At 69.3% G+C, this 15,322-nt stretch carries 9 protein-coding genes; 7 read left to right on the top strand and 2 right to left on the bottom strand.

The annotated features are described in order from the left end of the window. The first annotated feature begins 354 nt into the window (after window positions 1-354). The 6 genes from FKV25_RS09315 to FKV25_RS09290 all read left to right on the top strand — a co-directional run bounded on the left by FKV25_RS09315 (window position 355) and on the right by FKV25_RS09290 (window position 9,420). Window positions 355-3,363 carry a TonB-dependent receptor gene (locus FKV25_RS09315; RefSeq protein WP_141518525.1) on the top strand — a complete coding sequence of 1,003 codons (3,009 nt, stop codon included), beginning with the start codon at window positions 355-357 and terminating at the stop codon, window positions 3,361-3,363. Between the two features lie 120 nt (window positions 3,364-3,483). Beyond that, window positions 3,484-5,046 (top strand): tryptophan halogenase family protein, encoded by a 1,563-nt coding sequence (locus tag FKV25_RS09310; RefSeq protein WP_141518524.1) that lies wholly within the window; start codon window positions 3,484-3,486, stop codon window positions 5,044-5,046. A 12-nt stretch (window positions 5,047-5,058) separates the two neighbouring features. Continuing rightward, window positions 5,059-5,763 carry a SapC family protein gene (locus FKV25_RS09305; protein WP_141518523.1) on the top strand — a complete coding sequence of 235 codons (705 nt, stop codon included), beginning with the start codon at window positions 5,059-5,061 and terminating at the stop codon, window positions 5,761-5,763. Continuing rightward, entirely contained in the window at window positions 5,750-6,766 is a 1,017-nt protein-coding gene (locus FKV25_RS09300) for a cupin-like domain-containing protein (protein ID WP_141518522.1), read from the top strand. Before FKV25_RS09305 ends, FKV25_RS09300 begins: the two co-directional genes overlap by 14 nt. A gap of 10 nt (window positions 6,767-6,776) precedes the next feature. Continuing rightward, window positions 6,777-8,285 carry a tryptophan halogenase family protein gene (locus FKV25_RS09295; RefSeq protein ID WP_141518521.1) on the top strand — a complete coding sequence of 503 codons (1,509 nt, stop codon included), beginning with the start codon at window positions 6,777-6,779 and terminating at the stop codon, window positions 8,283-8,285. Window positions 8,286-8,409: 124 nt separating this feature from the next. Further along, a complete protein-coding gene (locus tag FKV25_RS09290; protein WP_141518520.1) occupies window positions 8,410-9,420 on the top strand; it encodes a LacI family DNA-binding transcriptional regulator in 1,011 nt (336 codons plus the stop codon). 45 nt (window positions 9,421-9,465) lie between these two features. Here FKV25_RS09290 and FKV25_RS09285 read toward each other — a convergent pair whose 3' ends face one another. After that, a complete protein-coding gene (locus FKV25_RS09285; protein WP_141518519.1) occupies window positions 9,466-11,025 on the bottom strand; it encodes a sodium/sugar symporter in 1,560 nt (519 codons plus the stop codon). Between the two features lie 137 nt (window positions 11,026-11,162). Then, a complete protein-coding gene (locus tag FKV25_RS09280) occupies window positions 11,163-13,739 on the bottom strand; it encodes a glycoside hydrolase family 3 protein (RefSeq protein ID WP_281286223.1) in 2,577 nt (858 codons plus the stop codon). A gap of 493 nt (window positions 13,740-14,232) precedes the next feature. Between FKV25_RS09280 and FKV25_RS09275 the strand changes: the two genes are divergently transcribed. After that, window positions 14,233-15,322, top strand: a 1,090-nt coding sequence (locus tag FKV25_RS09275; protein ID WP_246072032.1) for an aconitase family protein, incomplete at its 3' end; no start/stop codon positions are given.

Genomic DNA, 15,322 nt, shown 5'->3' with positions numbered 1-15,322 from the left:
TTACCTTTTGCGCTTGCGCGGGCGACGAACACCGCGTGACCCGCGCCTTCGCGTGGGCCCGGCTCCTTGCGCCGATAGCCTTGCCCGGCGGGGCGCTCGGCCTCGGAAACGGAAGGCGACCCGGCTCCCGGCCACGCGCCTGCCAGTCTCCGAAGGCCGTCAATTATCGTGCACCGCAACATAATATTCCGTAAAAAAAGTCCTTTTTTTCAATGACTTGAAAATAGGCCCCGCAAGGTTTGACAACGCTGTCAGAAATGCGTGGAATGCGTCCCAAGGTCGACCGCGGCGCGTGCGGAGACGCGTCGACCCATAACCAGAAATGCTCAAGCGACCTTCTAGGGGAGGGAAGTAATGAAACGAGGCAACGTCCTGCCGAAGCAACGCCTGTTGACGACGGCACTACTGGTGGCACTCGCGGGTCCGGTCATGGCCCAGGATGCGACCACCGAAGACACCACCACCGCGGCCCAGTCCGATGAAGTCGCCGAGCTCGACACGGTGGTCGTCACCGGCATCCGCGAAAGCCTGGCGTCGTCGATGAACATCAAGCGCGATGCCCAGGGCATCGTCGATGGCATCGTCGCCGAGGACATCGGCAAGTTCCCGGACACCAACCTGGCCGAATCGCTGCAGCGCATCAGCGGCGTCTCGATCGACCGCACGTCCAGCGGCGAGGGCTCCAAGGTCACCGTCCGCGGCGTCGGCCCCGACTTCAACCTGGTGCTGCTCAACGGCCGCCAGATGCCCGCGGCCAACCTCGGCCCCGGCGGCGGCGGCACCAGCAACTCGCGCGCCTTCGACTTCGCCAACATCGCCGCCGAAGCGGTCTCCGCGCTGGAGGTCTACAAGACCAGCCGCGCGAGCACGCCCACCGGCGGCATCGGCGCGACGATCAACATCAAGACCGCACGCCCGTTCGACATCCCCGGCTCGCTCGCCAACATCGGCGTGAAGGGCGTCTACGACACCTCGGCCGACAACCTGCCCGATGCCTACCCGGGCGACTCGGTGACCCCCGAGATCTCGGGCATCTTCAGCAACACCTTCGGCGACGGCAAGTTCGGCGTCTCCTTCACCGGCAGCTACCAGGAGCGCAACTCGGGCTTCAGCCAGGCCGCGGTGGCCGATGGCTGGGCGATGTTCCGCGGCGACGATGCCAACAGCTGGAACCGCCTGCCGATGGCGGGCGAACCGGGCTACGACCAGATCACCAACCGCCCGGGCCCGGACACGATCTACGGGCGTCCGCAGAACTTCGGCCTGAGCGTCAACGGCGTCCAGCGCCAGCGCACCAACGGCCAGCTGACCTTCCAGTACGCGCCGACCGACCGGGTCACCACGACCCTGGACTACACCTACTCGGAAAACCAGATCCAGGCGCAGCGCAACGAGCTCTCGGTGTGGTTCAACTACGCGCCGGGCACCAGCTCCTGGACCGACGGCCCGATCGCCGGCCCGCTGGTCTACTCGGAGGACATCCCGGCGGCGAACGCCGACATCGCGATGGGCGGCATGAACCTGGCGACCCGCTACAAGGGCGAATCGCTGGGCTTCAACGTCGCCTGGGAAGTCAACGATGCACTCGACCTGGAGTTCGACTACCACGACTCCACCGCCACCTCGCGCCCGGACAGCCCCTGGGGCTCGGCCGGCGTGCTGGGCATGGCGGCGTTCCTGCGCGGCACCACCACCGTGGACTTCAGCAACGACTTCCCGATCCTGAACATCCAGCTGCCGCAGGGCGTCAGCCAGATCGAGGCATCCGACGCGGTCGTCACCGGCTCGGTGTTCCAGAACAGCTACAACAAGGCCGAGGTCGAGCAGTTCCAGGCCCGCGGCCAGTTCAGGTTCGAGGACTACTCCGGCCTGGACTTCGGCGTGTCGCTGACCGACGTCCACAACCGCACCGCCGCGGCGGTGATGCAGCGCGACACCTGGGGCGGCGTGGGCACCCCGGCCGACTACGACGACGACATCTTCTACGCTGGCAACATGGGCGACTACTTCGATGCGTTCTCCGGCCACGACAGCCCGAACTTCACCGACCGCTTCCTCCTGTTCGACTTCAACCGCCTGCGCGACGCGGCGGCGGGCGTGGCCGGCGACGACTCGCTCTACCGCGCGCCGACCGAGTACACCGACGACCTGCGCACGCAGGAGAAGTCCCAGAGCGCCTACCTGCAGTGGAACAAGACCTTCGACTGGTCGATGCCGCTGCACGTCGCCGCCGGCGTCCGCTACGAGGAGACGGAAGTCACCTCCTCGGCGCTGGTCCGCATCGGCACCGGCATTTCCTGGGACGCGGCCAACGAGCTGTACGTGACCTACGCCGACGACCAGGACTTCACCACGCTCAAGGGCGAGTACGACTACTGGCTGCCCGCCCTGGACCTGGCGCTTGAACTCACCGACAGCATGATCCTGCGCGGCAGCTACAGCCAGACCATCGGCCGGCCGGGCTGGCAGGACATCCAGGGCGGCCAGCGCCTGGCGAACATCGTCCGCGTCGACGGCGGCGACGGTTCGCAGGGCAACCCGGCGCTGTCGCCGCTCGAGTCGGACAACTTCGACCTGTCCTTCGAGTGGTACTACGGCGAGGCGAGCTACCTGTCGGTCGGCTACTTCCGCAAGAACATCACGAACTTCATCAGCACGACGATCGTGGAAGGCACGCCGTTCAACCTGCACACGCCGGTGGGCGGCACCTACTGGAACAATGCGATCAACGCCGGCTGCGCCGCGTCCGACCTGGTCTGCATCCGCGACTACATCTTCACCAACCACGCAGGCGATCCCGGCGTGACGGTCACCGGCACCAATGCGGCAGGCCAGTTGACCGGCAGCATCGTCGGCCAGCCGGGCGACCCGATCGCGACCTTCGACATCGTGCAGCCGGCGAACCAGCGCTCGGACCACCTCGATGGCTGGGAGTTCAACATCCAGCACATGTTCGGCGACAGCGGCTTCGGCCTCGCGGCGAACTACACCATCGTCGATTCCGGCCTGACCTTCGACAACACGAGCCTGGGCGACCAGTACCCGATGGTCGGCCTGAGCGACTCGGCGAACCTGGTGGCGTTCTTCGACAAGTACGACTGGCAGATCCGCGCGGCCTACAACTGGCGCGACGAGTTCCTCAACGGCATCGGCGGGCAGGGCAACAACCCGAACTACACCGAAGCCTACGGCCAGCTGGACATGAACGTCAGCTACAGGGTCGACGACCACTGGACGCTCTTCGCCGAAGGCATCAACCTGACCGACGAGACCCAGCGCGTGTTCGCCCGCCACAGCAACCAGCTGCGGTATGCCACGCAGACCGGGCCGCGCTACATGTTCGGCTTCCGCTACACGTTCTGACGATGGCGGGCATCGCCGCACGGCCCCCGGGTCGTGCGGCACCGGGGGCTGCCCACGAGCGGCAGCCCCTCGGCCCAGGGCCTATGCTGTCGGGCAGGCCCGCCACTGGAGTACCCGTCCTTGTCTGAAGCGATCCGAGATGTCGTCATCCTGGGCGGCGGATCCGCCGGCTGGCTGGTCGCCGGCATCCTCGCGGCCGACCACGGCGCCGCGTCGGGCGGCGGCCTGCGCGTGACCCTGGTGGAGTCGCCCGACGTGGCCACCATCGGCGTCGGCGAGGGCACCTGGCCGACGATGCGCGACACCCTGCGCCGCATCGGCGTGTCGGAGAGCGACTTCTTCCGCGAATGCGATGCCAGCTTCAAGCAGGGCTCCAAGTTCATCGGCTGGCGCGACGGCACTGCCGGCGACCAGTACCACCACCCCTTCGTGCTGCCGCAGGGCTACCTGGAGGCCGACCTCGTCGGCGCCTGGCTGCAGCACCCCGCCGAGGCGTTCGGCGAGCGGGTCTGCTTCCAGCCACGCCTGTGCGAGGCCGGTCGCGCGCCCAAGCAGTTCGCCACGCCCGAATTCGCGGCGGTGGCGAACTACGCCTACCACCTCGATGCCGGCAAGCTCGGCGCGTTCCTGCGGCGGCACTGCGTCGAGCGCCTGGGCGTGCGACACGTCAGCGACCACGTCACCGCGATCGACGCCGCGGACAACGGCGACATCGCCGGCCTGCGCACGCGCGACCACGGCATCCTGGCCGGCGACCTGTTCGTCGACTGCACCGGCATGCGCGCGGTGCTGCTGGGCGAGCACTACGGCATCGCCCACGAAAGCCAGCAGCACGTGCTGTTCGCCGACCGCGCGATCGCGGTGCAGGTGCCTTACGCCGATCCGCGCGGGCCCATCGCCTGCCAGACCCTGTCCACGGCGCAGCCCAACGGCTGGACCTGGGACATCGGACTGCAGTCGCGGCGCGGCGTCGGCCACGTCTACTCCAGCGCGCACACCAGCGACGACAAGGCCGCGGACGTGCTGCGCCGCCACGTGCTGGCGACCGGTGGGGCCGAGCCCGACCCCGCCTCGATGCGCCGCATCGGCATCCGCCCGGGCTACCGGAAGCAGTCCTGGCACCGCAACTGCGTGGCGATCGGGCTGTCGAGCGGCTTCGTCGAGCCGCTGGAAGCCTCCTCGCTGGTCCTGGTCGAACTGGCCTCGACCATGCTCAGCGACCAGATGCCGGCGACCCGCGCGACGATGGACCTGGTCGCCGCGCGCTTCAACGACAGCTTCGCCTATCGATGGGAGCGCGTGGTCGACTTCCTGAAGCTGCACTACCTGCTGTCGACGCGCGAGGACAGCGACTTCTGGCGCGACCACCGCCGTCCCGAATCCATTCCCCCGCGCCTGCAGGTCCTGCTCGAACTCTGGCGCCACCATCCGCCCTCGCGCTACGACCTGCCGCGGGTGGAGGAGATCTTCCCCTCGGCCAGCTACCAGTACGTGCTCTACGGCATGGGCTTCCGGCCACCGCCGGCGCCGGCGCCCACCGCGCGCAGGCGGGTGGACGCGATCGCGAAGGCCGACCGATACTCCCGTGAGGCGGCCGATCTCGCGCGCCGGATGATCGCCGGGCTGCCCTCGCACCGCGACATGATCGACCACGCCATCCAACATGGCATGCCCCGCCTCTAGACCAGGATCCCGATGACCCGCCATACCGCGCTCAACAACATCGACCACCGCGACCTGCGCGTCGACCCGCGACGCGGCGCCCGCATGGGCGACGACGTGATGTTCGCGCCGACCTTCCCGGCCGAGTTCCGCAACGTGCAGGCGCACTATCCGATCGTCTTCCACAAGGACGGCCAGGGCCGCTTCCAGCCGGTCGCGCTGTTCGGCTTCCGGCAGGGGCAGAACCTGTTCCTGCGTGGCGAGCGCTGGGACGCGACCTACCTGCCGCTGGCGATGGAGCGCCAACCGTTCCTGATCGGCCGCTCCGGCACGGAGCTGGCGGTGCACATCGACCTGGACCATCCGCGGGTGGGAACGGCCACCGGCGAGCCGCTGTTCCGCGAGCACGGCGGCAGCAGCGACTACCTCGAGCGCATGACGTCGATGCTGCGCACCCTGCACGACGGGCTGGAGGCCACGCCGGCCTTCATCGACGCGCTGCTGCGCCACGAGCTGCTGGAATCCTTCGTGCTCGACGTCCAGCTCGACGATGGCGCCCAGCACCGCCTCGCCGGCTTCTACACCGTTCAGGAGGACCGCCTGCGCGCGCTCGACGCCGACGCCTTCCTGGCCCTGCACCGCGACGGCCACCTGGAACCGCTGTACATGGTGCTCGCCTCGCTGGCGCAGCTGCGGGTGCTGATCGAACGCATCAACCGGCCCGATGACGCCACCTGAACCCATCGAAGAAGTCGCCCTCGACGGGCCGGGCGACCTGGACGCCTGGCTGCGCTCGGCCGAGCGCCCGGCGGTCCTGCGTGGCGTGGCCGCGCAATGGCCGGCGGTCAAGGCCGCGCAGGCCTCCGACCGCGAGGGCATGGCCTATGTCGGCCGGTTCGAGGCGCCGCGCGCGCCGCCCGTGGTCGCCACCGTCGGCCCGCCGGAGATCGGCGGGCGCTTCTTCTACAACGAGGACCTGAGCGGCTTCAATTTCCGCCAGGAGCAGGTCCCGCTCCACATCGTGCTCAACACCTTGTTGAAGTACGTCGAGGACGAAGCGCCGCCGGCGATCTACGTCGGCTCGACGACGATCGACACCTGGCTCCCGGGCTTCCGCGCCGAGAACGACCTGCCCCTGGCGCCCCGCGAGGCGCTGGCGAGCATCTGGATCGGCAACCGCACCCGCATCGCCGCCCACCAGGACGTGCCCGACAACCTGGCCTGCGTGGTCGCTGGCCGTCGCCGGGTGACCCTGTTCCCACCCGAACAGTTGCCGAACCTTTACATCGGTCCGCTGGATTTCACGCCCGCCGGCCAGGCGATCAGCCTGGTGGACTTCAGCGCCCCCGACCTGGCGCGCTTCCCGCGCTTCGCCGAGGCGATGCGCCATGCCCGCGTGGCCGAACTGGGCCCGGGCGACGCGGTCTTCATTCCCAGCATGTGGTGGCACCACATGGAGGCGCTCGCGTCCTTCAACGTGCTGGTCAACTACTGGTGGCGGCAGACGCCCGCCTGGATGGACACGCCGATGAATGCCTTGATGCTCGCCGTGATGACGGTGCGCGACCTGCCACCGGCGCAGCGCGCGACCTGGCAGCAGGTGTTCGAGCACTACGTGTTCGACGCCGGCGACGCGACCGCCGCGCACATCCCCGAGTCGGCGCGGCGCGTGCTCGGCCCGCTGGACGACGCCCGCGCCCGCGAGTTGCGCGCGCGCCTGCTGCAACGACTCAACCGCTGAGGACCGCGACGTGACCGAAGAAGCCCGGGACATCAGGCAGCGGCGCATACGCCGGGTCGTCATCGCCGGCGGCGGCACCGCCGGCTGGATGGCGGCCGCGGGCCTGGCGCGCGCGCTCGGCAAGGTGGTGGACATCACCCTGGTCGAGTCCGAGGAGATCGGCACCATCGGCGTCGGCGAAGCCACCATCCCGACCCTGATGACCTTCCACCGCCTGCTGCAGATCAACGAGCAGGAGTTCATGGCCGCCACCCAGGCGACGGTCAAGCTGGGCATCCAGTTCGAGAACTGGCGCAAGCCCGGCCATGCCTATTTCCACTCCTTCGGCACGACCGGCAAGGACCACTGGATGGCGAACTTCGTCCATTTCTGGTTGCGTGGACGGCGCGAGGGCGTGGCCGGCTCGTACGACGAATACTGCGTGGAACTCCTTGCAGCGCTGGAAGGCCGCTTCGCCCACCTCCCGCGCAACGGCATCAACTACGCCTACCACCTCGACGCTGGCCTGTACGCGCGTTACCTGCGCCGCTTCAGCGAGGCGCTCGGCGCGCGGCGCGTGGAAGGCCGCATCGCCGCGGTGGAGACCGACGAGGCGTCGGGCTACATCACCGCGCTGGCCATGGCCGATGGCAGCCGCATCGAAGGCGACCTGTTCATCGACTGCACCGGCTTCCGCGCCCTGCTGATCGGGCAGGCGCTCAACGTAGGCTTCGAGGACTGGTCGCACTGGCTGCCCAACGACCGCGCCTTCGCGGTGCCCACCGCCAGCGTCGGCGACGCGGTGCCGTTCACGCGTTCGATCGCGGGCACGGCGGGGTGGCAATGGCGGATCCCGCTGCAGCACCGCGTCGGCAACGGCATCGTCTATTCCAGCCGCCACTTGGACGACGACGACGCCCGCCAGGCCCTGCTCGACGGCGTCGACGGCGAACCCCTGCGCGACCCGCTGCAGATCCGCTTCCGCCCGGGCAAGCGCCTCAAGTGCTGGCATCGCAACTGCGTGGCCCTCGGCCTGGCGGCGGGCTTCGTGGAGCCGCTCGAGTCGACCACCATCCACATGATCCAGCGCGGCATCGTGCGCCTGCTGCAGACCTTCCCGGACGTGATCGACCCGCGGCACGTGACCGCGTACAACGCTCAGCTCGACGACGAGCTGCAGCACGTGCGCGACTTCGTGATCCTCCACTACCACGTCACCGAGCGCCGCGACACGCCCTACTGGCGGATGCTGGCCGACATGGAGGTCCCCGCCTCGCTGCGCGAGCGGATCGCCCTGTTCCGCGAGACCGGCAACGTCTTCCACGCGCCGATGGAGCTGTTCGCCGAGAACTCCTGGATCCAGGTGATGATGGGACAGGGCATCACGCCGCGGCAGTACCACCCCGCCGCCGAGGTCATGAGCGAGGCCGACCTGGCGCGCTTCTTCGACGACATCCGGCGCTCGGTGCGCACGACGGTGGACACGCTGCCCGCGCACATGGACTATATCCGCCAGTATTGCCCGGCGGGCCCGGCATGAGGCCGCGACCGTCCATGCGGCGGTGCGGCTTGATGTTGACGCGCGATCCCCTTAGATTCGGGCGGTTGACAGCGCTGTCGAACCTGGCATGGCGCGACGTGGAAGGTCGCGGGGGAACAAGATCATGCGTGTGCGCATCGAGGACGTAGCCGAGGCCGCCGGGGTCTCGATGAAAACGGTATCCCGGGTCCTGAACAACGAGCCCACCGTCCGCGAAGCCACGCGCGAGCGCGTGCAGGCGGCCGCCAAGGCGCTCAACTACCGCCCCGACCCGTCCGCCCGCCGCCTGGCCGGGCGCCGCTCCTACCTGGTCGCCCTGCTCTACGACAATCCTTCGGCCAGCTACGTGATGGAGGCGCTCGAAGGCGTGGTCGAGACCTGCCTGGCGCACCATTACGGCATGATGGTGCAGCCGCTGGACTACACCGATGCCGAGCTGATCCCGACGATCGAGTCGCTCGTGTCGTTCTCCAAGCTCGACGGCCTGATCCTGACCCCACCGCTGACCGACCTGCCGGCGCTGCTCGACCGCCTGGACGAGCTGCAGATCCCGTATTCGTGCATTTCGCCGAACAACCGCCGCGGCGGGATCGGCGTGACCCTGCAGGAGCACGACGCCGCGCAGGAGATGGTCCAGCACCTGGTCGGCCTGGGCCATTCGCGCATCGCCCACATCAAGGGCCACCCCGCGCACGGCGCCAGCGATTGGCGACTGGCCGGCTACAAGAGCGGCCTGCGCCGCGCGGGCCTGCGTTACGACCCCGCGCTGGTGATCGACGGCGAGTTCTCGTTCGATTCCGGCGTCGCCGCGGCGAACGCACTGCTCGCCCTGCCGCAGCGACCGACCGCGATCTTCGCGGCCAACGACGACATGGCCGCCGGCGTGATGAGCGTGCTGCACGCGCGCGGCCTGTCGATCCCGGGCGACATCTCGGTCTGCGGTTTCGACGACACGCCGATCTCGCGCCAGGTCTTCCCCGCGTTGACCACGGTGCACCAGCCCACGCGCGAGATGGCCCACGAAGCGACCGAGCAGTTGCTGAAGGCGATCAAGGACCCGGCCTCCGGCACCCTCGTGCAACTGCCCTATGCGCTGCAGCTGCGGCAGTCGACCGGTCCGGCCCCGAACGAGTGACGCACCCGCGCGGCCCGACCGCTCCGGCCGGACCGCGCGACAGGCTCACCAGAACAGCGTGTACAGCGCTGCCAGGATCGCGACCACGCCGAACGCGGCGACATTGAAGCCCGGCTCGGTGCGATAACTGACGTCGTCGGTGCGGATCACGTCCTTGCCCGCCGGCGTGCGGGTGGCCAGCGAAACGCCCATCGCCAGGGCCATCGCGAGCAGGAACACCAGGCCGACGCGGTCGATGAAGGGCAGTTCCGGCCAGGCCAGCTTGAGCACGATCGACAGCAGGAACGAACCGACCGCCGCGGCAAGCGCGCCGGCCTCGTTGGCGCGCTTCCAGAACACGCCCAGCAGGAAGATCACCACGATGCCCGGAGTGAAGAAGCCGGTGTATTCCTGGATGTACTGGAAGGCCTGGTCGAAGCTGCCCAGCAGCGGCTTGGCCGCCAGCACCGCGATCACCATGGCGGCGGCGGCGACGATGCGGCCGGTGCGCACCAGGTGGCGCTCGTCGTGCTTGCGGTGGCGATCGTAGAAGTCGAGGGTGAAGATCGTCGACACCGAGTTGCTCATCGAAGCGAGCGAGGACACGATCGCGGCGATCAGCGCGGCGAACACCACGCCCAGGACGCCCGTGGGCAGCATGGCCATCATCGACGGGTAGGCCTCGTCGGGGCGCGCCAGGTCAGGGGCGAGCAGCACCGCCGCCAGGCCCGGGACCACGACCACCAGCGGCATCAGCAGCTTCAGGCCGGAGGCGAACATCAGGCCCTTCTGCGCCTCGGCGATGTCCTTGGCCGCCAGTGCGCGCTGGATGATGTACTGGTTGAAGCCCCAGTAGCTGACATTCATGATCCACATGCCGCCGATCAGCACGCTCAGGCCCGGCAGGTCCTTGTAGAAGGGATTGTCGGGCTTGAGGATCATGTGGAAATGCCCCGGGCTCTCGGCCATCAGGCGCTGGAAGCCGGCCCAGGCGCCGGTGCCCCCGGCGACGCGGTCGAGTGCGATCCAGGCCAGCAGCAGGCCACCGCCCACCAGCAGCACGACCTGCACGATGTCGGTCAGCGCGACCGCCTTCAGGCCGCCGTACAGCTGGTAGGCCATCGCGAACAGGGCCAGGCCGACCAGGGCGTACACCTGATCGATGCCGGCGACGTGGGCGATCGCCAGCGAGCCCAGCCACAGCACCGAGGTCAGGTTGACGAAGACGTACAGGCCCAGCCAGAACACCGCCATCAGCGTGCGGATGTTGCCGCCGTAACGCTTGTCCAGGAACTGCGGCATGGTGTGGATGCCATTGCGCAGGAACACCGGCAGGAAGAACTTGGCCACGATGATCAGGGTCGCCGCCGCCATCCACTCGTAGGAGGCGATCGCCAGGCCGAGCGCATAGCCCGAACCGGACATGCCGATGATCTGCTCGGCGGAGATGTTGGCGGCGATCAGCGAGGCACCGATCGCCCACCAGGGCAGGGCCTTGCTGGCGAGGAAGTAGTCGTCGGCCGACTTCTTGTGGCCGGCCTTCTCGCGCGAGACCCACTGCGCAAGGATGAAGATGCCGACCAGGTAGGCGACGACGATCGCGAGGTCCAACGGTTCGAGCTTCACGGTATCCCCTTGAGTGCTTTCTGCTTCGTTCGGTGCGCTGGAGCTGCCAGCGCAGGCTCCGGGCGGACGCGCCGGGGCCCCCTGCCGCCGGCGCGATGATCAGCGGGCGCGTGCGCCCGCGTCGGTGCGGTGGTGCCTCAGTCGACGCAGTCGAGCACGTGCGCGGCGTCGCCGCCCGCTGCCAGCGACACGCGCGAGACCGACATCGCCATCGGGCCGTCGGCGCTGATCCGCATCGGCATCGCGACCTTGTGCATGTCGGTGCCGGCAACGGCCAGGCACTGGAGCGGGATCGCGAGCGTGGTCCATTCCCCGACCGGCAGCGAACGCAGCCAGTCGCCGACCGCGACCTCGCCCAGGCAAGCCTCGCCACAGCCGATGGCGACGCTGGCCGCGCCCGTCGGCGCCTTGTCGAGCCGTGCGTTCAACTGCAGGACCCGGCCCTCCTCGCTCTCGGGCGTGATGTCCGAGACCGTGTTGAGGTCCAGGCGCCAGCTGCCAGCGGCCGTCCACTCGATCCGGCGCGCATCCTCCTGTGCGCCGTGGTCGACGCTGGTCATGCGCAGGCTGCCGTCCGGCAGTGCGGCCGGCAGGTCGTGGATGGACTGCCGCGTGCCATCGGCGCCCTCGAAGGCCTGCATCACGCCGAGCGCCGGGGTGCCGCGCGCGAACCACAGCCCGCGCGACTCCGATCCGCCGGCCACGCCGGGATCTTCCGGCAGCATCGCCAGTTCCTGCGGTTGGGCATAGGTCAGGCCATGGCCGAAGGCGAACAGCGGGTCGTACCCGTCCTGGCCGACGTTGTTGGCGTACTGGTCGGCCGTGCGCGGCCAGCTGAACGACAGCGTGCCCTTGAAGTCGTGCTGTACCCCGCCCTTGGCATCGCGCAGCAGGACGTCGGCGACGCCCGCGCCCTCGGAGCCGGGCAGCCAGGCCGCGACGAACGCATCGGAGGCATTGATCTCGCGGTTCATCCACAGCGGGCGACCGCTGATGAACACCGATACCACCGGGATGCCGTCGGCCTTCAGGCGCTTGAGCAGGTCCAGGTCGGCGGTGTCGCCCGAGCGGTACAGCAGGTTCGGGATGTCGCCCTGGAACTCGGCGTAGGGATCTTCGCCGAACACGACGATCGCGACGTCCGGCCGGGTGTCGTAACGCCCGTCGACCGACAGCACCGCCTGGCCACCAGCCGCCTGCGCCTGGTCGCGGATGCCCTCGAAGATCGTCGTCGCATTGGGGAAGTCGGCGCGGGTCGTGCCGGTGCCCTGCCAGCTCAGGGTCCAGCCACCGGCCTGCTTGGTCATGTTGTCGGCACCGTCGCCGGCGACCAGAAAGGTCTGTCCCGGCGCCAGTGGCAGGATCCCGCCGTTGTTCTTGAGCAGGACCAGCGATTCGCGCACGGCCTGGCGGGCCACCGCGCGGTGCTCGGCCGAGCCCAGCAGTTCGTACTTGCCGCCCAGCGGGCGGGAGGAAGGCTTGCCGGCCTCGAACAGGCCCAGGCGCATCTTGACGCGCAGCACGCGGGCCACGGCATCGTCGATGCGCGACATCGGGATCTCGCCCGACTTCGCCGCCTGCAGCGTGCTTTCGTACAGGCCCTTCCAGCTGTCGGGCGCCATCGGCATGTCGAGCCCGGCGTTGAAGGTCGCCGGGCAGCGTTCGTTGCTGCAGCCCTCGACCTGGCCGTGGCCGTTCCAGTCGCCGACCACGAAGCCGCCGAACTGCATGCGGCCCTTCAGCACGTCGGTCAGCAGGTGCTTGTTGCCGTGCATCTTCAGGCCGTTGAAGCTGTTGAACGACGCCATCACCGACTGCGCACCGGCGGCGATGGCCGGCGGGTAGCCGGCGCCATGGATGCGGGCCAGTTCGGCCTCGCCGAGCACGGTGTCGCCCTGGTCCTTGCCGTGGGTGGTGCCGCCGTCGCCGAGGAAGTGCTTCACCGACACGATCACGTGTTCGCCGTCGAGGAAGCCCGGCTCGCCGACCTTGCCCTGGAGGCCCTCGACCACGGCCGGCGCGAACGAGGCCACGACCTCGGGCGATTCGGAATAGCCTTCGTAGGTGCGGCCCCAGCGATCGTCCTGCGGGACGGCGACGGTCGGCGCGAACGCCCACTCCATGCCGGTGACGCGCGTTTCGATCGCGGTGACGCGGCCGATCCGCCGCATCAGTTCGGCATTGCGGGTGGCGCCCAGGCCGATGTTGTGCGGGAACAGGGTCGCGCCGACGATGTTGCTCTGCCCGTGTACCGCGTCGATGCCGAAGATCGCCGGGATCGCGACGCCCCCGTCGCGGGTGTCCATGGATGCTTCGTAGAACGCATCCGACAGCGCCAGCCAGTCGGCGGGGTCGGCGTTGTACTTGCCGCCCGGGTCGGAGTTGCCGCCGGCCAGGATCGAGCCGATGTGGTACTTGCGCACGTCCTCGGGGGTGATGGTGCCGATGTCGCCCTGGATCAGCTGGCCGACCTTCTCCTCGACCGTCATCCGCGCCATCAGCGCATCGATGCGCGCCTCGAGCGCGGGATCGGCGGCGAACGGCCACTCGACCGCGGGCCAGGGGTTGGCGTCGCCGGCCTCCGTGAGCGGGGCGGGCGTCGAGGGTTCCGCGTCGTTGGCGCCGCCACAGGCGACCAGGCCCAGCGCCGCGGCCAGGGCCAGGCCCAGGGGCCGTCGGATGGATGCTGCCTTGCTGTCTGCTGCCTTCTTCAAACCTGTCCCTCCCCGGGTGCCTGCGAAGAACGGCGCCGCCCGGTCGGGCAGCGATCGTGCGGCGTACCGTTCCGCAAAATGGCAGCGCTGTCAAATTGACTGGGCCGAGGGTGGGCAGGCATCGCGCCGGGACGGGCGGGGGCGCCTGCGCCAGGCCGCGCCGGCGTCGCCGCGTCACCCACAAGTGATTGAATGAAAACACGTTGTCGGGCATTTCAACGCCGTTGGACCCTCACCGGGACCACGCGCGGCGAGGCGGCGCGATGCTGCATCACAGCAAATTGTCCGCGCGGGACAGCGATCGCCCGGACGGCGGTCCGACCCGCCGCGGCGAGGCACGTTAAAATCGGATGTCCGCCATGTCCTTCCGTCCCGGGAGACCGGCAACCGGCCGCCCGCGGGCCGGCACCGGCCACCTTCCGCGGGGCGACGACGTCCGCCCCACCCGCCGCGCCGCCCCGGCTGTCGCGGCCCCGCCATCGCCGAGCCCGCAATGAACACCGATCATCGCAAGCCACTTCCCGGGACCGACCTGGACTACTTCGACGCCCGCGAGGCCGTCGACGCCATCCAGCCCGGCGCCTGGGCCACCTTGCCCTACACCTCGCGCGTTCACGCCGAGAACCTGGTCCGGCGCTGCGACCCCGGCCTGCTCAAGGCGGCCCTGGGCCAGTTGATCGAGCGACGCCGCGACCTGGATTTCCCCTGGTTCCCCGCGCGCGTGGTCTGCCACGACATCCTCGGCCAGACCGCGCTGGTCGACCTGGCCGGTCTGCGCGACGCGATCGCCGAGAAGGGCGGCGACCCCGCGCAGGTGAACCCGGTGGTCCCCACCCAGCTGATCGTCGACCACTCGCTGGCGGTGGAGGCCCCCGGGTTCGACAAGGACGCGTTCGCCAAGAACCGCGCGGTCGAGGACCGCCGCAACGAGGACCGTTTCCACTTCATCAACTGGACGAAGAAGGCGTTCCGCAACGTCGACGTGATCCCGCCGGGCAACGGGATCATGCACCAGATCAACCTGGAGCGGATGTCGCCGGTGGTGCATGCGCACGAAGGCGTGGCCTATCCCGACACCCTGGTCGGCACCGACAGCCACACGCCGCACGTGGACGCGCTGGGCGTGGTCGCGATCGGCGTCGGCGGCCTGGAGGCCGAGAGCGTCATGCTGGGCCGCGCCTCGTGGATGCGGTTGCCGGAGATCGTCGGCGTCGAACTGGCGGGCAGGCCCGGCCCCGGCATCACCGCCACCGACGTGGTGCTCGCGCTCACCGAGTTCCTGCGCCAGTCCAAGGTCGTCGGCGCCTACCTCGAGTTCCGCGGCGAAGGCGCCGCGGCGCTGACCCTGGGCGACCGCGCGACCATCTCCAACATGGCGCCCGAGTACGGCGCGACCGCGGCGATGTTCTTCATCGACGACATGACCCTGGACTACCTGCGCCTGACCGGCCGCGACGACGCCCAGGTCCGCCTGGTGGAAACCTACGCGCGCGAGGCGGGACTGTGGGCCGACAGCCTCGCCGACGCCCGCTACGAGCGCACCCTGCACTTCGACCTGTCGACGGTGACCCGCAACATGGCCG

Source organism: Marilutibacter aestuarii (genome assembly GCF_006546775.1).
GTDB lineage: Bacteria > Pseudomonadota > Gammaproteobacteria > Xanthomonadales > Xanthomonadaceae > Marilutibacter > Marilutibacter aestuarii.
The sequence above is the reverse complement of the archived record's forward strand: the minus strand, read 5'-3'. Positions and strand labels throughout refer to the sequence as shown.